Origin of the sequence: Escherichia sp. MOD1-EC7011, from assembly GCF_002965005.1 — a bacterium.
GTDB lineage: Bacteria > Pseudomonadota > Gammaproteobacteria > Enterobacterales > Enterobacteriaceae > Escherichia > Escherichia ruysiae.
The window spans coordinates 1-22,070 of the sequence record NZ_PTRD01000047.1; the positions used below are offsets into that span (position 1 = coordinate 1).

Below are 22,070 nucleotides of genomic sequence, written 5' to 3' on the forward strand. Positions count from 1 at the left end.
AAGATACCAGATAACGATGGAAAGAGAATTTTTGCTTTCACTTAAGTTCCTTTTATATTGATGAATGGAATAATATTATATTTTTAATATATTGAACAGGCGGGATTATATACGCAAATAAATATTTATAAACAATTTTTTTTGCGGGAATTATAAAAGTAATTCTAAACATATAATGCTGGTGAATATGTTTAATTTTTAATAATCGTATATTATTATTCTTTTAGGTAATGTGGTGGTGAATATTATTATTTATATCAATTAGTTTCTGAAGGGACATAATAAAGCTACTTTTAGATAGCGAGTGTCAATACATGGAAATGTGAAGTTAAGTAAAAAATAGAGAGCAGTTATTCTGAAATATTCAGCGTGGATATGAATGGCAGGAGGTTTTCACGTCCTGCCAGTGAAGATTATTCAAGCGCCTGTGCCAGTAATGTTATTGGATGTTCGCAGCGTTTGCTGGTTGACATCTCAATCTGCCATTTACAGGTTTCGCAGTCGGTGACCACCAGATCCGCGCCGCTCTCTTCTATCTGGTGGAACAGCGGTGCACCGATGGCTTGTGAGGTGGGGTAGTTCTCTTTCTTGAAACCGTAAGTTCCTGCAATACCGCAGCACTGGGAATCCAGCACTGTTAGCTCAAGCCCTGGGATTTTGCGCAACAATTCCAGGGTGTAGAGCGTCCAGCCCATTTTTTCCATATGGCACGGGGTGTGATAGACCACTTTTAGCGGCAGTGGCTTCAGTGGCAAGGTTTTTCCTTCGTCCAGCTTGCGCCACAGCCAGCGGGTTGCCAGTTCGATATGATCGCGCAAGCCTTTGTTGTCGACATTCAGCACCTCCGGGTACTCGTCGCGCAGGGCAAATGTACAGGTTGAGGAGGTGGCAATCACCGGAATGCCTTTTACCCCCACAACTTCGCGGATCGACTCTACATTCGTGATTGCCTGTTTACGTGCTTTATCGGTAAAGCCGTTGGCGATCAGTGGTACGCCGCAGCATTTTTCTTTGCTGAGCAGTTGCACGCCGGTGCCCATCGCGTTGAGCACTTTAATTAAATCTTTGCCTAACTGCGGATGGTTGTAGTTAACGAAGCAGCCGTGGAAAAAGGCGACCTGGTCTTTATATTGCGCCTGCTGAGCCGCCACGCTGCGATACCAGCGACGGAACGTGCCGAAGGAGTATTTCGGCAGCGTGCGGCGATGATCGATTTTTAACGCCGCATCAAGCAGCTTCCGCACCGGTTTCAGCGAGGTGGCGGTGTTGACGATAGGCGCGAACGGCGTAGAAACGCTACCCATCAGGTCGGTATGACTCAACACAAAATTGCGCAGCGACGGGCGCGTGGTGTCATATTTCGCCCGCGCGCGTTGGATGATATCGCCAATCTTCACATCGGATGGGCAGGCGACTTCGCAACGTTTGCAGTTGATGCAATATTTCAGCGCCTCGTCATAAAGTGCACCATCTTTTAAACGCAGACGCTCACCGTCCGGCCCGGCCTGTTTGGGCCCCGGATAGCCAGGATTTACCCGGCTCACCGGGCAGGCGGTGGTACAGACGGTGCACTTAATGCAATTTTCGAAGCTGGTATCGTTCATTGTTGGCCTCCTGCGCGTTGGGCAATCTGTTGAGCAGCATGTAATGCACTGACAGCACAAACGCCGCCGCCGCATCCCTGAGCGATAGGATCAAATCCGCCCAGCACTGAACCGATGGCAAACAAGTTTTCTACCGTCTGGCCTGCCAGCGACGGACGTAGCGTCTCATCAGTGGTTACACCGAACTGCTGCCACGGTTGCGGCGCAAAAAAATCACTTCGATACCACTCACCCCGCGTGGTGGTTTGCAGCACATCAAGGCCGAGAATCGGCTCGCGGATGCCGTTACGTTCCGCGACCAGCCCGCCGCTAAAGAAACTGCCGCTGGCAAGTACCGCAAAGCGCGGACGTAGCGGAATATCGGCGTGATTACGTGTCCATATTTCACTGACTACGCCATTTTTGCAGGTCACTTTTTTCACCTCATCGCCCGGCATCCATACACCGCCCTGGCGCACGAACTGGCGCTGCAACTGGTTTTGCAGACGGATGCCCAGCACGGAAGGTGGCAGTGTCGGCAGTAACATTAATGAACAGGGCAATTGTTCGTTCAGCCAGCGCCAGAGTTTGTCATCAGCCAGGCCGAAGCAGGCGGGCATCAGGATCATTTCGCAGGTGTTGGCAACAGGGATAAGCGCATCAAGCAACAGCGGCCAGTTTTCTTCGTTATCAAGGAAACGGGCAATATTTACCGCGCGGAACTCGGTGGCGTTATTACGTAGCACATCCAGTTCCGGCAGTTCAATTTCTGCGGTTTCAACCGAAAGATCCAGTTCACGTAACGAAGCCGCCGCAAGATGCGCCTGAAAATCCATCAGGCCGCTAATTCCCACCACACATATTTTCTTCGCTGGCAGCGGCCAGACGGGGACTTCTGGCGAACTTAGCCAGGTTGAGCGCAGAGTGCCGAGCGGTGTAACTCGCTGGTGAGCCAGTTCAACGCTACCCTGCAATTGTGCACCGTTTTCAGCGATCAATGCCTGCGCCCGGCAAGCGAGATCGAGCACGCGCTGTGAGCCGAGAACACTGTAAGGATGGGCAGGAGCCTGATGGCTCAAAGATTCCAGGCCATCGTGAATGTCTGTCACCGGTTGACCGTCCGGTAGATGGCTCAGTAAATCCAGCGACCCGGACGAAAAATGCAGCGCGCTCTGACCACGAGTGACAATCGCACAACGCAGCCCGTGTTTTTGTAGTTGCAGGCCGCAGAGTAATCCGGCAAGACCGCCGCCCATAATGACAGTATCAAATCGCATCTTTCTGCTCCTTCTCCAGACCACACAGTCCCTGATAAACCCAACGGGTAAATTCGCTTTCGCGCAACGCATCGCCCCAGGCAACAGGTTGCACGCCTTTCCAGCGTTCGTTCAGGAAGGTGGAAAGTTGCTCGATAGATTGCGCAGATGTGGTGACATTAAAGCGTTGCAGCAGTCCGGCGGCGCGGCAGGCGCAGAGTTCGCCCTGGCAGGTGCCCATTCCCACACGGGTACGACGGCGCAAATCTAACAGGCTGTTAACGTTCAAATTTTCTACTGCATATTGCACTTCGCCTGCGGTAACGGCTTCGCACTCACAGACCAGGCTGCGGTGCAGACGGCCTTCGCTCAGCCAGGCAGGCGTGCGATCGCCATGACGATAAACCGCTGAACCGCGAAGTGGCGCTGGCAGAGAGATGACTTTTTGCAGGGTGACTTCAGCCGGTTCCTGTGAGCCAGGTAGTGCCAGGTCGGCGGTAGTGCAGGGGCGCGTGTTGCCCAGTTTGCGACATACCGCGTCGGTAGCCCATTCCGCCATCAGCCGATAGGTCATCAGTTTGCCACCGGTGATGGTGATAAATCCGTCAAGGCCATCGCGTTCAGCATGGTCGAGCAGCACAATGCCACGGCTGACGTTACGCCCACTTGGGTCGTCATCGCTGGCAACCAACGGGCGCACGCCAGAGTAGGCTCGCAGAATACGCGTTTTCGCCATCACCGGAGCCAGTTTCTCCCCTTCACGCAGCAGAATATCAACTTCTTCTGCCGTCACTCGATTATCGTCAATCTCATTGTAATCAATACGTAAAGAGGTGGTGCCAATCAGCGAAATGGTATCGCCAGGCACCAGAATATCGGCGTCGGAAGGTTTGCGGCAGCGGTTGATCACATGCTGATTTATGCGGTGATCCATGATCAGCAACGATCCTTTCGCCGGGAACATGCGAATGCGCAGATCGGCATATTCGGCAATGTGTTGCCCCCAGATCCCGGCGGCATTAACTACGACAGGCGCATGAAGTGCCTGAGTTTCGCCGGTGAGATGGTTACGTACACGAACACCGCACACCGTCGCGCCTTCACGAATCAGCCCCGTGACTTCATGAGCGGTAAGGATAACGGCACCGTGTTCTTTGGCATCCAGCATGTTTGCTGCGGTCAGACGAAATGGATCAACGGTGCCATCCGGAACTTTCACCGCGCCAATCAATGCCGGGTTAACGGAAGGTTCGATAATGCGCGCTTGCTGCGGGTCTATAGCTTCTGCGCTGATCCCTGCTTCTTCGCAGGCGCGAATAAAAGTGGCCTGGAAGGAGAGGTCATCTTCCGGCAGGGTGATAAACAGGCCGTTGGTTGGTTCAACGCAGTGACGTGCAATGCGTTTCAGGATCTGGTTTTCACTAATGCATTCGCGGGCCGATTCTGCATCGGTTACCGCATAGCGCGCGCCGCTGTGCAGCAGGCCGTGGTTACGCCCGGTGGCACCGGTTGCGATGTCGTGGCGCTCAACCAAAATCACGCGCAGCCCGCGCAGGGCACAGTCGCGGGCAATCCCGGCTCCCGTTGCGCCGCCGCCAATGATAATCACGTCACTTGATTGCGAGTCGCGAGTTTTCATTGCTATCCCTCTGAAGTTCGTTTTTTACCATTTAGCCATAGTAAAAACATGAATTGTTTGATTTCGCGCATATTCGCTCATTATTCGAAAGTGAAACGTGATTTCATGCGCCTTTCGGAACATTTTGGCAATCTTATTTAATAATGTGTGCGGTAATTCACATTTAATTTATGAATGTTTTCTTAACATCGCGGCAACTCAAAAAAACAGCAGGTTCTTCCACTGAATCAGGCTGTTAATCATAAATAAGACCATGGGCCACGGAGGCTATAAATGTTGAGTATTTTTAAACCAGCGCCACATAAAGCGCGCTTACCTGCTGCGGAGATCGACCCGACCTATCGTCGATTGCGCTGGCAAATTTTCCTGGGGATCTTCTTTGGTTATGCCGCTTACTATCTGGTTCGTAAGAACTTTGCTCTTGCAATGCCTTACCTGGTGGAGCAGGGATTCTCGCGTGGCGATTTAGGTTTTGCGCTTTCAGGGATCTCAATCGCCTATGGATTTTCGAAATTCATCATGGGCTCGGTATCGGATCGCTCGAATCCGCGCGTTTTCCTGCCAGCAGGTTTGATTCTTGCTGCGGCAGTGATGCTGTTTATGGGCTTTGTGCCGTGGGCGACTTCCAGCATTGCGGTGATGTTCGTGCTGCTGTTCCTCTGCGGCTGGTTCCAGGGGATGGGGTGGCCGCCGTGTGGTCGTACCATGGTGCACTGGTGGTCACAGAAAGAACGTGGCGGCATTGTATCGGTGTGGAACTGTGCGCATAACGTCGGTGGTGGTATTCCGCCGCTGTTATTCTTGCTGGGGATGGCTTGGTTCAATGACTGGCACGCGGCGCTTTATATGCCTGCTTTCTGTGCCATTCTGGTGGCGCTTTTCGCTTTTGCTATGATGCGCGATACCCCGCAATCCTGTGGTCTGCCGCCGATCGAAGAGTACAAAAATGATTACCCGGACGACTATAACGAAAAAGCGGAACAGGAACTGACCGCGAAGCAGATTTTCATGCAGTACGTACTGCCGAACAAACTGCTGTGGTACATCGCTATCGCCAACGTGTTCGTTTATTTGCTTCGCTACGGCATCCTCGACTGGTCGCCAACTTACCTGAAAGAGGTGAAACACTTCGCGCTGGATAAATCTTCCTGGGCCTATTTCCTTTATGAGTACGCGGGCATTCCGGGCACCCTACTGTGCGGCTGGATGTCGGATAAAGTCTTCCGTGGCAACCGTGGTGCAACCGGCGTTTTCTTTATGACTCTGGTGACCATCGCAACTATCGTTTACTGGATGAACCCGGCGGGCAACCCGACCGTAGATATGATTTGTATGATTGTCATTGGCTTCCTGATTTATGGCCCTGTCATGCTGATCGGTCTGCATGCGCTGGAACTGGCACCGAAAAAAGCGGCAGGTACGGCAGCGGGCTTTACCGGTCTATTTGGTTACCTGGGCGGTTCGGTGGCGGCGAGCGCGATTGTTGGCTACACCGTGGACTTCTTCGGCTGGGATGGCGGCTTTATGGTAATGATTGGCGGCAGCATTCTGGCGGTTATCTTGTTGATTGTTGTGATGATTGGCGAAAAACGTCGCCATCAGGAATTACAGCAAAAACGCAACGGAGGCTAATGGCATGAAATTGACGCTGAAAAACCTTAGCATGGCGATCATGATGAGTGGAATGATCATGGGAAGCAGTGCAATGGCGGCAGACAATAGCGAGAAAATTGTAATAGCCCATCGCGGCGCCAGTGGTTATTTACCGGAGCATACGCTGCCAGCAAAAGCGATGGCATATGCACAGGGCGCTGACTATCTGGAGCAGGATTTGGTAATGACCAAAGACGACCATCTGGTCGTCCTGCATGACCACTATCTTGATCGCGTTACTGATGTCGCCGATCGTTTTCCGAATCGGGCGCGTAAAGATGGTCGCTACTACGCGATAGATTTCACGCTGGATGAAATTAAGTCTCTGAAATTTACCGAAGGTTTCGATATTGTAAACGGCAAAAAAGTGCAGACTTTCCCCGGGCGATTCCCGATGGGTAAGTCTGACTTTCGTGTCCACACTTTCGAAGAAGAGATTGAATTTATTCAGGGATTAAATCACTCGACGGGGAAAAATATTGGCATCTATCCAGAAATTAAAGCGCCGTGGTTCCATCATCAGGAAGGGAAGGATATTGCGGCAAAAACGCTGGAAGTGTTGAAAAAATATGGTTACACCAACAAAGGGGACAAAGTTTATTTGCAATGCTTTGATGCTGATGAGCTGAAACGCATTAAAAATGAGCTGGAACCGAAAATGGGCATGAATCTCAATCTGGTTCAGTTGATTGCTTATACTGACTGGAATGAAACTCAGCAGAAGCAGCCGGACGGAACCTGGGTAAATTACAGCTATGACTGGATGTTTAAGCCGGGTGCCATGAAGCAGGTGGCGGAATATGCCGACGGTATTGGCCCCGATTACCATATGGTGATTGATGAGACATCACAGCCGGGCAATATCAAACTGACTGGAATGGTGAAAGATGCACAGCAGAATAAGCTGGTGGTGCATCCTTATACCGTGCGGTCGGATAAACTGCCGGCATATACGACCGATGTGAATCAACTGTATGACGCTCTGTATAACAAAGCAGGTGTTAATGGGTTGTTTACGGACTTCCCGGATAAGGCAGTAAAATTCCTCAATAAAGAGTAAATTCAGTGTCGGATGGCACTTATGTGCCATCCGATGCCACTCTTCATCCACACCCCTACATATAGTGGACATAGTTAATTCTTAAATAAAATCTGTTGGTTATCCTTACTTGCTGTTATTTAGAGCGGGATGACTTGTTCCCGGCAAAAGAAATCCATTAAGAAACACTTTTTATTAAGTTTTTCTTAAGGTAAACACCTATAGTCATTGTCGTTAACAATAAAGACAGGCGACAGGGTATGGCTGTTTCAGCAAAACACGATGAGTTTAATCATTGGTGGGCTACAGAAGGTGACTGGGTTGAAGAGCCGAATTTCCGCCGCAACGGCATGAGCGGGGTGCAATGCGTCGAGCACAACGGCAAAAAGTTGTACGTGAAGCGCATGACTCACCACTTGTTTTATTCTATCCGCTATCCGTTTGGGCGTCCGACGATTGTGCGCGAGGTTGCGGTGATAAAAGATCTGGAACGCGCTGGCGTGATTGTGCCGAAAATCGTTTTTGGAGAAGCGGTGAAAATTGATGGCGAATGGCGCGCGTTGCTGGTGACTGAAGATATGGCGGGGTTTGTCAGTATTGCTGACTGGTATTCACAACACGTAGTAATGCCTTATTCCGATGATGTACGGCAAGCCATGTTGAAAGCGGTGGCGCAGGCATTTAAAAAGATGCATAGCGTTAATCGTCAGCATGGTTGCTGTTATGTTCGCCATATCTATGTCAAAACAGAAGGTAAGGCAGAAGCCGGTTTTCTTGATCTGGAGAAAAGTCGCCGTCGTCTGCGTCGCCATAAGGCGATTCATCATGACTTCCGCCAGCTGGAGAAATATCTGGAGCCGATCCCCAAAGCGGATTGGGAGCAGGTGAAAGCGTATTACTACGCCATGTAATCGTTGTAGACCAGATAAGACGCATAAGCGTCGCATCTGGCGTTAGTACCCGATCACATCTCGATTTCAATATCGCCTTTTGCCCGGCAACAACAGGGCAAAATTTCCCCCGGCTGAATAAAGGCTAACGGTTCGGTAATCCAGTCAACCTGGCCTGCAACAAGGCGCGTGCGACAGGAGCCGCAGTAGCCTTCGCGGCACTGATACTCAACTGCCACATTGTGGGATTCCAGCGCCGCCAGCAGGGAAGGGTGTTCATCCTGGCACAGCAGTTGTGTGCCAGTGATGCGCAGGGTAACGCGAGCCATCAGAGTTGGAAGTTACTCAAATCGTCGGTGTCTACTTCCGAGTCAATCTGTCCGACCAGATAAGAACTGACTTCCACTTCCTGCGGAGCAACCTGTACGTTATCAGACACCAGCCAGGTGTTGATCCACGGGATCGGGTTGGAGCGCGTCTGGAACGGCAGATCTAAACCAACCGCCTGCATACGGATATTAGTGATGTACTCGACGTACTGGCAGAGAATGTCTTTATTCAGACCAATCATCGAACCGTCACGGAACAGATAATCCGCCCAATCTTTCTCTTGCTGTGCCGCCTGGACAAACAGGTCATAGCACTCTTGTTTACACTCTTCGGCAATTTCCGCCATCTCAGGATCGTCCGCGCCGCTGCGTAACAGATTCAGCATATGCTGAGTACCGGTCAGGTGCAGGGCTTCGTCACGGGCAATCAGACGAATAATTTTAGCGTTGCCTTCCATCAGCTCACGTTCAGCGAATGCGAAAGAGCAAGCGAAGCTGACGTAGAAACGAATCGCTTCCAGCGCGTTAACGCTCATCAGGCAGAGATACAGTTTTTTCTTCAGCTCGCGCAGGCTAACGGTCACGGTTTTGCCGTTGACGGTATGAGTGCCTTCGCCAAGCAGATGCCAGTAACTGGTCATTTCGATCAGTTCGTCGTAGTAAGCTGAAATCCCTTCCGCGCGTTTCTGGATCTGCTCGTTGGTGACGATATCGTCAAACACAACAGACGGATCGTTAACGATATTACGAATGATGTGCGTGTAGGAGCGGGAGTGAATTGTTTCCGAAAACGCCCAGGTTTCTACCCAGGTTTCCAGTTCGGGAATGGAAATCAGCGGCAGCAGCGCCACGTTCGGGCTACGACCCTGAATGGAATCCAGCAGCGTCTGATATTTCAGGTTGCTGATAAAGATGTGTTTTTCGTGCTCCGGCAGCGCCTGATAATCGATACGGTCGCGGGAGACGTCAACTTCTTCCGGGCGCCAGAAGAAAGAGAGCTGCTTTTCGATCAATTTTTCGAAGATTTCATATTTTTGCTGATCGTAGCGAGCCACGTTGACCGGCTGACCAAAGAACATGGGTTCTTTGAGCTGATCATTCTTCGTCTGTGAAAAGGTGGTATATGCCATGAATGTGTCCTGTGGTTTTATTACCCCTCACCCTAACCCTCTCCCGCAAGGGGAGAGGGGACGGTTTGGTGCAAAGGCTGGGGGATTATCAGATCTTACATGCGCCGCTTTCGCAGCCATCGTCCTGGATTGACGGCACCAGATCGTCCTGCGCGTCTTCAGCGCCGTCACGGGTGTTCTGATAATACAGCGTTTTGACCCCGAATTTGTAGGCGGTGAGCAGGTCTTTCAGCAACTGCTGCATCGGCACTTTTCCTGACGGGAAACGTGACGGATCGTAGTTGGTGTTAGCAGAGATCGACTGATCGATAAATTTCTGCATGATACCCACCAGTTGCAGGTAGCCATCGTTACCCGGCATTTCCCACAGCAGCTCATAGGCGTCGTGCAGGTGTTCGTAGTCAGGCACCACCTGGCGCAGAATACCGTCTTTCGACGCTTTAATGCTGACGTAACCGCGCGGCGGCTCAATACCGTTAGTGGCGTTGGAGATCTGCGAAGAGGTCTCGGACGGCATCAGAGCAGAAAGCGTGGAGTTACGCAGGCCGTGCGTTTTGATTGACTCACGCAACGCTTCCCAGTCGTAATGCAGCGGTTCATTGGCGATAGCATCCAGATCTTTCTTGTAGGTATCGATCGGCAGGATGCCTTTCGCGTAAGTGGTTTCGTTAAACCACGGACACGCGCCTTGCTCTTTCGCCAGCTCGTTAGACGCTTTCAGCAGGTAATACTGAATGGCTTCGAAGGTTTTATGCGTCAAGTTGTTGGCGCTGCCGTCGGAGTAGCGTTTACCGTGCTTCGCCAGGTAGTAAGCGAAGTTGATTACACCAATACCCAGCGTGCGACGACCCATCGCTCCGCGTTTGGCTGCCGGGATCGGGTAGTCCTGATAATCCAGCAACGCGTCGAGTGCGCGTACCGCCAGAATCGCCAGCTCTTCCAGTTCATCCAGGCTATTAATTGCGCCCAGGTTGAAAGCAGACAGCGTACACAGCGCGATTTCACCGTTTTCGTCGTTGACGTCATTGAGCGGTTTGGTCGGCAGGGCGATTTCCAGGCACAGGTTAGACTGGCGCACTGGTGCAATAGCCGGATCAAACGGGCTGTGGGTGTTGCAGTGGTCAACGTTCTGAATATAGATACGACCGGTAGACGCACGTTCCTGCATCATCAGCGAGAACAGCTCAACGGCTTTCACACGCTGCTTGCGGATGCTGTCGTCTTTCTCATATTTGGTATACAGACGTTCAAACTCTTCCTGATCGGCGAAGAACGCGTCGTACAGCCCCGGTACGTCGGACGGGCTGAACAGAGTGATATCTTCACCTTTCAGCAGGCGGGTATACATCAGTTTGTTGATTTGTACCCCGTAGTCCATATGACGGACGCGGTTGCCTTCAACCCCACGGTTGTTTTTCAGCACCAGCAGGCTTTCTACTTCCAGATGCCAAATTGGGTAGAACAGCGTTGCTGCACCGCCGCGCACACCGCCCTGAGAGCAGGATTTCACCGCCGTCTGGAAATGTTTGTAGAACGGAATACAACCGGTGTGGAACGCTTCGCCACCGCGAATCGGGCTACCCAGCGCACGAATACGCCCGGCGTTGATACCGATACCCGCACGCTGGGAAACGTATTTTACAATCGCGCTGGAAGTCGCGTTGATGGAATCCAGGCTGTCGCCGCATTCGATCAGTACGCAGGAGCTGAACTGACGAGTCGGGGTACGCACGCCGGACATGATTGGCGTCGGCAGCGAAATTTTAAATGTGGAAACCGCGTCGTAAAAACGCTTCACATATTGCAGACGGGTTTCACGCGGATAGTTTGAGAACAGGCAGGCAGCAACCAGAATATACAGGAACTGGGCGCTTTCGTAGATCTCGCCGGTTACGCGGTTTTGTACCAGATATTTGCCTTCCAGTTGCTTAACGGCAGCGTAAGAGAAGGTCATATCACGGTCGTGATCGATAAACGTGTCCATCTGCTTGAACTCTTCTTCCGTGTAGTCTTCCAGCAGATGATTATCGTATTTGCCCATTTCGACCATTTTCTTCACATGGTCATACAGCGCAGGCGGCTCAAACTGGCCGTAGGCTTTTTTACGCAGGTGGAAAATTGCCAGGCGCGCGGCGAGGTACTGATAATCCGGTGCTTCACGGGAGATCAGGTCTGCGGCAGCCTTGATAATGGTTTCGTGGATGTCAGAAGTCTTGATACCGTCATAAAACTGAATGTGGGAGCGCAGTTCGACCTGGGAAATCGAAACGTTATGCAGTCCTTCTGCCGCCCAATCCAGAACGCGATGGATTTTGTCGAGATTGATGCGCTCTGTGCTACCGTTGCGCTTTGTCACCAGCAGATTCTGATTCATGTATGTAGTACCTGTTCTTTCCGAAATAGTTTCATGCAGACTACCTGTAGTGAGGGAAGTCGCTACAAACACTATATATAGGGGGTATGTTTGGGATTCACTGCAAGATAGTGTGAAAATGGCCCTCTTGCAAGTGTATAACTTTGTGGATAACTCGCGACGGAAAAGGCGGCTTCCACGCACCTTAGGTCAGACAAGGTGTTCGGGAAAGTCAATGGGAAGAGAAAAAATTGTTAAAAATAACCGTTCGGTGATTTCTTGAACGTTCAATTTAAGATAATTATTGATCCAGGTTATTTATTGCGCTTATGTCAGATGTGGCGAAAATTGATACCATCACAAACTCATATCACGTCGACACTTATTGTTATGTTTATGATGTGAGCAAATGTAAAGAGGTGTGGTTCACGAAACAGATATTTTTTAATCAGTAGATGTAAAATAAAAGTTTGCGATATTGATTATTCCAGGTAAACAAGAAATGAATTAATCAGTTTAATATGTTTTAATTATCATTGTTTAATAATCAGGTAAACTTTGAAAGAAATAATTAATTCCTTTCTGTAAATATTATTGCTGGTACGCTTATTTTAAAAATTTCTTGTTTACAATTGGTTATTATCTACAATCGCAATATGCCTTTTAATGATAGCCTGTTATTTCTCACAGGCTGTCAGATCATGAATAAAAAATGGATTATTTTTATCAGGAAAGGATATCTGTTAATTTTCCTGGCTGTCGTTGCTTGCGTGTTTACGCGTGCAAACGCGGCGTCGCAGATTCTGTCTTCATGTCAGGGGGTTAATGTTTCTACCAGTTGCCTGGCCAGTCGCCAGAGCCTCTCAGGTAGTATGCAGACCTGGAGTGTTGCTGACGGGCAATGGCTTATTTTTTCCTCTATGGCAAATGATGCCAGTGGCGGGGCGGTATTTTTACAACAAGGAGCTGATTTCATATTGTCAGCACAAGGTGGAACAGGTATGACTCTGTTCGAAAATAATACCGTGAGTGGTGAATATAATAATGGAGGTGCTATTTTTGCGAAAGAAAACTCAACGCTGAATCTTACTCAGGTTATCTTCGACAGTAATGTGGCAGGAGGATATGGCGGGGCAATCTATTCTGCGGGTACAAATGACGCTGGTGATATTGATCTTAGCGTTACCAATGCTGTATTTACAGGTAATATTGCTAACGACGGCAAAGGTGGCGCAATTTATTCGATTAATAATAATATTTACTTAAATAATACGATTTTTAATCATAATCGGGCATATACATCAACAAGTTACAGTGATGGCGATGGTGGCGCTATCGATATCACTGATAATAATACGGAAACCATTCACCCATCAGAGTTCACAATAATTAATAACACCACGTTTACAGATAATATTGCTGAAGGTTACGGTGGCGCAATTTATAGCAGTAGTACGAACTCTCCCTATCTTATTGATATTTCGGTTGATGCCAGCTACAGCTACAACGGTGGCGTTTTGATGGATGAGAACAACAGTGCCGCAGGATATGGCGATGCGCCATCTGCATCGGCGGGCGGCTTTATGTACATCGATTCAAGTCAGGTCAGGTTTGATATCGCTGGTAATAAAACGTTGATTATTGGTGACCTGAGCAACGATGGTGCGCTCGATTCCATTGCCGGAACCGGAAGTATCAGCAAAACCGGCGCAGGCGAACTGGTGCTTAATGCGGATAATAATAATTTTACCGGCGAGATGCGGGTTGAAAACGGTGAAGTGACGCTGGGGCGTAGCAATTCGCTGATGAATGTTGGCGATGATCGTTGCCAGAGTAATCCACAAAATTGCTATGGACTGATGGTCGGCAGTATCAGTCATCGGGATGATCAGGCAGAACTTAACGTTGGCGCAACACAGCAGACTTTTGTTCACTCACTGACGGGTTTTCAGAATGGCACTTTAAATATTGATGCTGGCGGTAACGTGACGGTAAATGCCGGTGGGTTTAGCGGAACTATTGAAGGTGAAGGGCAACTGACCATTGCCGAAAATGGTAGCTATGCGCTGGCGGGGGCGTCGTCGATGGCGCTGACCGGCGATATTGTGGTGGAAGATGGCGCAATCCTCTCGCTGGCGGGAAACGCGGCGGATCTGGCGGCGATGCAGGACGATCCGCAGTCAATTGTGTTAAACGCTGGCGTATTAGATCTCTCCGATTTCACCACCTGGCAGAGCGGTACGTCAGAGAACGATGGGCTGGAAATCAGTGGTAACGGCGGTACGGTGATTGGTCAGCAGGACGTTGTCGATCTTTATAGTGGTGAGGATTTGCATATTGGCGATGACGGGAAAAAAGGCGTCTATGTAGTGGTAGATGCAGGCGATGGACAGGTAAGCCTGGCGAATGACAATCAATACCTCGGCACAACACAAATCGCTTCCGGCACGCTGGTAGTGAGCAACAATTCTCAGCTTGGTGATACTCACTATAACCGCCAGGTTATCTTCACTGATAATCAACAAGATAGCGCGATGGAGATTACGGCTGATGTCGATACTCGCTCTGCGATGGCTGGTCATGGGCGTGATATCGAAATGCGCGCTGATGGCGAAATTGTGGTTGATGATGGTGCTGTGACGCAGTGGGGCGCATTGATGGCCGACAGCAGTGGACAGCACCAGGACGCGGGAACCACACTGACGAAAACCGGTGCAGGCACGCTGGAACTGACTGCCAGCGGCACGGCGCAGTCGGCGGTGCGAGTGGAAGAAGGTACGCTGAAAGGTGATGTTGCGGATATCTTTCCTTACGCTTCGTCGCTGTGGGTTGGTGACGGGGCAACGTTCGAGACTGGCGCGGATCAGGATATTCAGTCTATTGATGCCAGTTCCAGTGGCACTATCGACATCAGCGATGGCACGGTTTTGCGTTTAACCGGGCAGGATACGTCTGTGGCGCTCGACGCCTCATTATTTAACGGTGGCGGTACGCTGGTGAATGTCACCGATGGCGTTACGTTAACGGGCGAGCTTAATACCAACCTTGAAACTGACAGCCTGACTTATCTTCCTGGCGTGACGATCAATGGTGATCTGAGCAATACTTTCGGCGCGGTCAGCCTGCAAAATGGCGTCGCTGGCGATACCCTGATCGTAAACGGTGATTACAACGGTGGCGGTACGTTGTTGCTCGACAGCGAATTAAACGGCGATGACTCGGTAAGCGACCGGTTGGTGTTGAACGGTAATACCGCTGGCAACACGACCGTGGTGGTTAACCCCATTACTGGCATTGGCGATCCGACATCTACAGGTATAAAAGTGGTTGATTTCGCTGTCGATCCCACACAATTTCAAAATAACGCGCAGTTCAGTCTGGCGGGCAGCGGCTACGTCAATATGGGAGCGTATGACTACACGCTGGTGGAAGATAACAACGACTGGTATTTGCGATCACAAAAAGTCACGCCGCCATCGCCACCTGATCCAGATCCGACTCCCGATCCGGATCCCACGCCCGCTTATCAGCCGGTGTTGAATGCAAAAATTGGTGGATATCTTAATAACATTCGGGCGGCAAATCAGGCGTTTGTGATGGAGCGACACGATCACGCAGGTAGCAACGGTCAGACGCTGCATTTGCGCATTATCGGCGGACGTTATCATTACACGGCTGCGGGGCAACTGGCTCAGCATGAAGACACCTCTACGGTGCAGCTTAGCGGTGACCTGTTTAGGGGGCGCTGGGGCGATGATGGCGAATGGATGCTTGGGATTGTCGGTGGCTACAGCGATAACCAGGGCGACAGCCGCTCGAATATGACTGGAACTCGCGCCGATAACCAGAACCACGGTTATGCCGTTGGGCTGACTTCGAGCTGGTTTCAGCATGGTAGCCAGCAGCAGGGGGCGTGGCTGGATAGCTGGCTGCAATACGCGTGGTTTAGCAATGATGTTTCCGAACAAGGCGATGGCGCGGATCATTACCACTCGTCGGGGATCATCGCCTCGCTGGAAGCTGGCTATCAGTGGTTACCGGGGCATGGTGTGGTAATCGAACCACAGGCGCAGGTGATTTATCAGGGCGTGCAGCAGAATGATTTTACCGCCGCTAACCGTGCGCGGGTGTCGCAATCGCAGGGCGATGATATTCAGACGCGTGTCGGGATACATAGCGAATGGCGTAATGCTTTCCATATCACGCCAACCCTGGATCTGAATTATTATCACCATCCCCATTCGGCGGAAATTGAAGACGATGGCAGCAATATCAGCGACGATGCGGCGAAGCAGCGTGGTGAAATAAAAGTGGGGATAACAGGCAATATTAGCCAGCGAGTTTCCCTGCGCGGCAGCGTCGCATGGCAGAAGGGAAGTGATGATTTTGCCCAGACGGCAGGATTTTTGTCGATGACGGTGAAATGGTAATTGTTGTCCGCCCGGCATCGTTGCCGGATGCGGCGTAAACGCCTTATCCGACCTACGGGGGAGTCATTTGTAAGCCTGATAAGACGCGGCAAGCGTCGCATCAGGCATTGGTACGGTTGCCGGATGAATCCGGTCAACAGGAGAGCCATTTGTAGGCCTGATAAGACGCGGCAAGCGTCGCATCAGGCATTGGTACGGTTGCCAGATGAATCCGGTCAACAGGGGAGTCATTTGTAGGTCTGATAAGACGCGGCAAGCGTCGCATCAGGCATTGGCGCGGTTGTCAGATGTATCCGGTCAACAATCTCACTTATTCTGCGTGTGCAGCATATAGTTCACATCCACGCCGGGGCCGAGCTTAAAAGTATTTGTGATTGGGTTGTAATGTAGCCCGGTCATATGGCGCTCTTTAAGACTGGTCTGATCCACCCAGCCCAGCAGTTCTGCCGGTTTAATAAACTTCTTCACATCATGCGTGCCTTTGGGCACCATGCGCAAAATATATTCCGCGCCGACCACCGCCATCAGCCATGACTTGCCGTTGCGGTTAAGCGTGGAGAAAAAGACATCGCCGCCCGGTTTCACCAGTTGCGCACAGGCTCTAACCACTGACTGTGGATCGGGGACGTGCTCCAGCATCTCCATGCAGGTCACCACATCATACTGTCCGGCATGTTTTGCTGCGTGTTCTTCAACGGTTTCCTGCACGTACTCCACCTGAATACCGCTTTCCAGCGCGTGTAGCTTTGCAACCTGTAGCGGTTCAAAACCCATATCTAGGCCGGTCACCGTCGCGCCTTCGCGCGCCATACTCTCAGCCAGAATGCCGCCGCCACAACCGACATCGAGCACCTTTTTGCCAAATAAACCGCCAGCACGCTCGGCAATATAGCCCAGACGCAGCGGGTTAATGCGGTGCAGCGGTTTGAACTCACCTTCAAGATCCCACCAGCGGGAGGCGACGGCTTCAAATTTAGCGATCTCTTCGTGGTCTACGTTATGGTTTACCGGCGATTTTTCGGCATTCATTGGCACTTCTACTCCGTAATTGGCAAGACAAACGAGTATATCAGGCATTGGATGTGAATAAAGCGTATAGGTTTACCTCAATCTGCGCGGCTGTGTTATAATTTGCGACCTTTGAATCCGGGATACAGTAGAGGGATAGCGGTTAGATGAGCGACCTTGCGAGAGAAATTACACCGGTCAACATTGAGGAAGAGCTGAAGAGCTCCTATCTGGATTATGCGATGTCGGTCATTGTTGGCCGTGCGCTGCCAGATGTCCGAGATGGCCTGAAGCCGGTACACCGTCGCGTACTTTACGCCATGAACGTACTAGGCAATGACTGGAACAAAGCCTATAAAAAATCTGCCCGTGTCGTTGGTGACGTAATCGGTAAATACCATCCCCATGGTGACTCGGCGGTTTATGACACGATCGTCCGTATGGCGCAGCCATTCTCGCTGCGTTACATGCTGGTAGACGGTCAGGGTAACTTCGGTTCCATCGACGGCGACTCTGCGGCGGCAATGCGTTATACGGAAATCCGTCTGGCGAAAATTGCCCATGAACTGATGGCCGATCTCGAAAAAGAGACGGTCGATTTCGTTGATAACTATGACGGCACGGAAAAAATTCCCGACGTCATGCCAACCAAAATTCCTAACCTGCTGGTGAACGGTTCTTCCGGTATCGCCGTAGGTATGGCAACCAACATCCCGCCGCACAACCTGACGGAAGTCATCAACGGTTGTCTGGCGTATATCGATGATGAAGACATCAGCATTGAAGGGCTGATGGAACACATCCCGGGGCCGGACTTCCCAACGGCGGCAATCATTAACGGTCGTCGCGGTATTGAAGAAGCTTACCGTACCGGTCGCGGCAAGGTATATATCCGCGCTCGTGCCGAAGTGGAAGTTGACGCCAAAACCGGGCGTGAAACCATTATCGTCCACGAAATTCCGTATCAGGTGAACAAAGCGCGCCTGATCGAGAAGATTGCGGAACTGGTAAAAGAAAAACGCGTGGAAGGCATCAGCGCGCTGCGTGACGAGTCTGACAAAGACGGTATGCGCATCGTGATTGAAGTTAAACGCGATGCGGTCGGTGAAGTGGTGCTCAACAACCTCTACTCCCAGACCCAGCTGCAGGTTTCTTTCGGTATCAACATGGTTGCATTGCACCATGGTCAGCCGAAGATCATGAACCTGAAAGACATTATCGCTGCGTTTGTCCGTCACCGTCGCGAAGTGGTGACCCGTCGTACCATTTTCGAACTGCGTAAAGCCCGCGATCGTGCTCATATTCTTGAAGCATTAGCCGTAGCACTGGCGAACATCGACCCGATCATTGAACTGATCCGTCATGCGCCGACGCCTGCAGAAGCGAAAACCGCGCTGGTTGCTAATCCGTGGCAGCTGGGCAACGTTGCCGCGATGCTGGAGCGTGCGGGTGACGATGCTGCGCGTCCGGAATGGCTGGAGCCAGAGTTCGGCGTGCGTGACGGTCTGTACTACCTGACCGAACAGCAAGCTCAGGCAATTCTGGATCTGCGTTTGCAGAAACTGACCGGCCTTGAGCACGAAAAACTGCTCGACGAATACAAAGAACTGCTGGATCAGATCGCGGAACTGCTGCGTATTCTGGGTAGCGCCGATCGTCTGATGGAAGTGATCCGCGAAGAGCTGGAACTGGTTCGTGAACAGTTCGGCGACAAACGTCGTACTGAAATCACTGCCAACAGCGCAGACATCAACCTGGAAGATCTGATCACTCAGGAAGATGTGGTCGTGACGCTCTCTCACCAGGGCTACGTGAAGTACCAGCCGCTTTCGGAATACGAAGCGCAGCGTCGTGGCGGGAAAGGTAAATCTGCCGCACGTATTAAAGAAGAAGACTTTATCGACCGACTGCTGGTGGCGAACACCCACGACCATATTCTGTGCTTCTCCAGCCGTGGTCGCGTCTATTCGATGAAGGTTTATCAGTTGCCGGAAGCTTCTCGTGGTGCACGTGGTCGTCCGATCGTCAACCTGCTGCCGCTGGAACAGGACGAACGTATCACCGCGATCCTGCCTGTGACCGAGTTTGAAGAAGGCGTGAAAGTCTTCATGGCGACTGCTAACGGTACTGTGAAGAAAACCGTCCTCACCGAATTCAACCGTCTGCGTACCGCCGGTAAAGTGGCGATCAAGCTGGTTGAAGGCGATGAGCTGATCGGCGTTGATCTGACCAGTGGCGAAGACGAAGTAATGCTGTTCTCCGCCGAAGGTAAAGTGGTGCGCTTTAAAGAGTCTTCTGTCCGTGCGATGGGCTGCAACACCACGGGTGTTCGCGGTATTCGTTTAGGCGAAGGCGATAAAGTCGTGTCTCTGATCGTACCGCGTGGCGATGGCGCAATCCTTACTGCAACACAAAACGGTTACGGTAAACGTACTGCGGTGGCGGAATACCCAACTAAGTCGCGTGCGACGAAAGGGGTTATCTCCATCAAAGTGACTGAACGTAACGGTTTAGTGGTTGGTGCGGTACAGGTTGATGACTGCGATCAGATCATGATGATCACCGATGCCGGTACGCTGGTACGTACCCGCGTTTCGGAAATCAGCATCGTGGGCCGTAACACCCAGGGCGTGATCCTCATCCGTACTGCGGAAGATGAAAACGTAGTGGGTCTGCAACGTGTTGCTGAACCGGTTGACGAGGAAGATCTGGATACCATCGATGGCAGTGCTGCGGAAGGGGACGATGAAATCGCTCCGGAAGTGGACGTTGACGACGAGCCAGAAGAAGAATAATTTTATTTCTTCATGTCAAAAGGGAGCCATCTCCCTTTTTTAAATTGAAAAGTCCAGGCTGCAAAGTCTGGGCTTTTGTCGTATTAGGGCGCGATAAAGTTGTGCATCGCCCATAAAAAATGGCTGGCTTTACACAAGGAATGTGGCAATGAGTGGTGAAAAAAAGGCGAAAGGCTGGCGGTTTTATGGCCTTGTACGTTTTGGTGCAATAGCCCTACTTTCCGCTGGCGTCAGGGCATTGAAGGCAGCAACAGTGTGCAGGTCATCAGCCCGGATGGGCAAAGCCGACAAAAAATGCAGTTTTACTCAACGCCGGGTACAGGAACGATTCGCGCACGTTTACGGCTGGTTCTCTCGTGGGATACGGATAATACCGACCTCGATCTTCATGTCGTTACGCCTGATGGCGAACACGCCTGGTACGGTAACACGGTGCTGAAAAACAGTGGCGCACTGGATATGGATGTCACGACGGGGTACGGACCCGAGATTTTCGCCATGCCAGCGCCAGTTCACGGGCGTTATCAGGTGTATATCAACTACTATGGCGGACGCAGCGAAACGGAATTAACCACCGCCCAACTGACGCTGATCACCGATGAAGGATCGGTCAATGAGAAACAGGAAACATTTATTGTACCGATGCGTAATGCTGGCGAGCTGACGCTGGTGAAAAGTTTTGACTGGTAATTAATGAGGTTACTTTCACTGTCGATGTTTAAGAAAACGCCCGATGACTTTCGCTATCGGGCGTTTTTGTTCGTTAATTCAATCGTTCAATCACCATCGCAATTCCCTGACCGCCGCCAATGCACAGCGTCGCCAGACCCAGCGTTTTATCGCGAGCCTGCATTGCATGTAATAGTGTGACCAGAATACGTGCACCGCTGGCGCCGATAGGATGCCCCAGCGCGATGGCTCCGCCGTTGACATTCACTTTCTCAGGATCAAAGCCCAGGGTTTTCCCAACGGCAAGGAACTGCGCGGCAAATGCTTCATTGGCTTCGATGAGATCAATGTCTGCCAGTTGCAGCCCCGCCAGTTGTAACGCTTTTTGCGTGGCAGGTACTGGCCCCATACCCATCAATGCAGGGGGCACGCCACCGCTGGCATAGCTTTTAATGCGTGCCAGTGGTTTTAGGCCTGCCGCCAGCGCCGCAGATTCTTCCATAATCACCAGTGCGGCAGCCCCATCGTTAATGCCAGACGCGTTCCCGGCGGTGACCGTTCCGGCTTTGTCGAAGGCCGGGCGCAATGCAGCAAGAGCTTCTGCAGTAGAATCTACTTTCGGGAATTCATCGCGATCGAAGACGATGTTTTTCTTCCGTGTGACAACATTTACCGGGACAATTTCGGCGGTAAAAGCACCGGACTCAATGGCTGCTGCCGCTTTACGCTGTGAATGTAGCGCCAGTTCATCCTGCATTTCACGGGTAATTCCGTACTCTTTGGCAACGTTCTCGGCGGTAATACCCATATGATAACCGTGAGTGGCGCACATCAGGCCATCGCGCAGGATCACGTCATAAACCTGTCCGTCTCCAAGACGATAACCAGAGCGTGCTTTTGCATCGAGTAAATAGGGCGCTAAACTCATGTTCTCCATTCCACCCGCTACGATGCTCTGTGCCTGACCGGCCTGAATTGCCTGGGCGGCAAGCGCCACGCTTTTCAGACCAGAACCACATACTTTGTTGACCGTAAATCCGCACACCGTTTCTGCCAGTCCGCTTTTTAGCAGTGCCTGACGAGCCGGATTTTGCCCCAGCCCGGCCTGCAATACGTTACCCATAATCACTTCATCGACGTGTTGTGAATCGAGTTTTGCGCGTTCAATGGCGGCCTGAATTACTGTTGCCCCCAGATCGATGGCGCTGGTGGAGGCGAGTGAACCATTAAAACTACCGATGGCAGTACGTACCGCACTGACGATGACACAATTTTTCATTTTATATTCCTTCTGTC

13 protein-coding genes and 2 pseudogenes are annotated in these 22,070 nt (G+C 51.2%); 7 read left to right on the forward strand and 8 right to left on the reverse strand.

The window, feature by feature from the left end; genetic code table 11:
• Positions 1-413: 413 nt before the first annotated feature.
• The 3 genes from glpC to glpA are packed head-to-tail and all read right to left on the reverse strand — an operon-like array spanning position 414 to position 4,478.
• Positions 414-1,604 carry an anaerobic glycerol-3-phosphate dehydrogenase subunit GlpC gene (gene glpC / locus A7098_RS20565; protein ID WP_105281369.1) on the reverse strand — a complete coding sequence of 397 codons (1,191 nt, stop codon included), beginning with the start codon at positions 1,602-1,604 and terminating at the stop codon, positions 414-416.
• Complete coding sequence (gene glpB / locus A7098_RS20570) at positions 1,601-2,860, reverse strand: glycerol-3-phosphate dehydrogenase subunit GlpB (RefSeq protein WP_105281370.1); 1,260 nt, start codon at positions 2,858-2,860, stop codon at positions 1,601-1,603. The genes glpC and glpB overlap by 4 nt, the downstream gene beginning before the upstream one ends.
• The gene (gene glpA / locus A7098_RS20575) at positions 2,850-4,478 is read right to left on the reverse strand and encodes an anaerobic glycerol-3-phosphate dehydrogenase subunit A (protein ID WP_105281371.1); all 1,629 of its coding nucleotides are present in this window, start codon (positions 4,476-4,478) and stop codon (positions 2,850-2,852) included. Before glpA ends, glpB begins: the two co-directional genes overlap by 11 nt.
• A 273-nt stretch (positions 4,479-4,751) precedes the next feature.
• On the opposite strand from glpA, the gene glpT reads away from it, so the two are divergent.
• From glpT to inaA, 3 genes are all read left to right on the forward strand, one after another.
• Positions 4,752-6,110, forward strand: coding sequence for a glycerol-3-phosphate transporter (gene glpT, locus A7098_RS20580; RefSeq protein ID WP_000948734.1), 1,359 nt, complete (start codon positions 4,752-4,754; stop codon positions 6,108-6,110).
• A gap of 4 nt (positions 6,111-6,114) precedes the next feature.
• The gene (gene glpQ, locus A7098_RS20585) at positions 6,115-7,191 is read left to right on the forward strand and encodes a glycerophosphodiester phosphodiesterase (RefSeq protein WP_032225747.1); all 1,077 of its coding nucleotides are present in this window, start codon (positions 6,115-6,117) and stop codon (positions 7,189-7,191) included.
• 239 nt (positions 7,192-7,430) lie between these two features.
• Entirely contained in the window at positions 7,431-8,081 is a 651-nt protein-coding gene (gene inaA / locus A7098_RS20590) for a lipopolysaccharide kinase InaA (protein WP_105281372.1), read from the forward strand.
• A gap of 53 nt (positions 8,082-8,134) precedes the next feature.
• Here inaA and yfaE read toward each other — a convergent pair whose 3' ends face one another.
• From yfaE to nrdA, 3 genes are all read right to left on the reverse strand, one after another.
• Positions 8,135-8,389 (reverse strand): ferredoxin-like diferric-tyrosyl radical cofactor maintenance protein YfaE, encoded by a 255-nt coding sequence (gene yfaE / locus A7098_RS20595; RefSeq protein ID WP_096979870.1) that lies wholly within the window; start codon positions 8,387-8,389, stop codon positions 8,135-8,137.
• The gene (nrdB, locus tag A7098_RS20600) at positions 8,389-9,519 is read right to left on the reverse strand and encodes a class Ia ribonucleoside-diphosphate reductase subunit beta (protein ID WP_000332038.1); all 1,131 of its coding nucleotides are present in this window, start codon (positions 9,517-9,519) and stop codon (positions 8,389-8,391) included. The genes yfaE and nrdB overlap by 1 nt, the downstream gene beginning before the upstream one ends.
• A gap of 88 nt (positions 9,520-9,607) precedes the next feature.
• Positions 9,608-11,893 (reverse strand): class 1a ribonucleoside-diphosphate reductase subunit alpha, encoded by a 2,286-nt coding sequence (gene nrdA, locus A7098_RS20605; RefSeq protein WP_001075191.1) that lies wholly within the window; start codon positions 11,891-11,893, stop codon positions 9,608-9,610.
• Positions 11,894-12,573: 680 nt separating this feature from the next.
• Between nrdA and yfaL the strand changes: the two genes are divergently transcribed.
• Positions 12,574-16,302: an AIDA-I family autotransporter adhesin YfaL/EhaC gene (gene yfaL / locus A7098_RS20615; protein WP_105281373.1), complete on the forward strand. Its 3,729-nt coding sequence runs from the start codon at positions 12,574-12,576 to the stop codon at positions 16,300-16,302.
• 306 nt (positions 16,303-16,608) lie between these two features.
• Here yfaL and ubiG read toward each other — a convergent pair whose 3' ends face one another.
• Entirely contained in the window at positions 16,609-17,331 is a 723-nt protein-coding gene (ubiG, locus tag A7098_RS20620; RefSeq protein ID WP_000990776.1) for a bifunctional 2-polyprenyl-6-hydroxyphenol methylase/3-demethylubiquinol 3-O-methyltransferase UbiG, read from the reverse strand.
• A 146-nt stretch (positions 17,332-17,477) separates the two neighbouring features.
• Between ubiG and gyrA the strand changes: the two genes are divergently transcribed.
• The 3 genes and pseudogenes from gyrA to A7098_RS20635 form a co-directional block, all read left to right on the forward strand.
• Positions 17,478-20,105, forward strand: a complete 2,628-nt coding sequence (gene gyrA / locus A7098_RS20625) for a DNA topoisomerase (ATP-hydrolyzing) subunit A (protein ID WP_001281237.1) — start codon at positions 17,478-17,480, stop codon at positions 20,103-20,105.
• Positions 20,106-20,253: 148 nt separating this feature from the next.
• Positions 20,254-20,355, forward strand: a pseudogene (locus A7098_RS24315) (hypothetical protein); the annotation flags it as partial.
• Positions 20,346-20,795 (forward strand): annotated as a pseudogene (locus tag A7098_RS20635) (YfaP family protein); the annotation flags it as partial. The pseudogenes A7098_RS24315 and A7098_RS20635, both read left to right, overlap by 10 nt.
• A gap of 73 nt (positions 20,796-20,868) precedes the next feature.
• Here the strand turns inward: A7098_RS20635 and atoB are convergent.
• Positions 20,869-22,053, reverse strand: a complete 1,185-nt coding sequence (gene atoB / locus A7098_RS20640) for an acetyl-CoA acetyltransferase (protein WP_000786558.1) — start codon at positions 22,051-22,053, stop codon at positions 20,869-20,871.
• Positions 22,054-22,070: the final 17 nt, after the last annotated feature.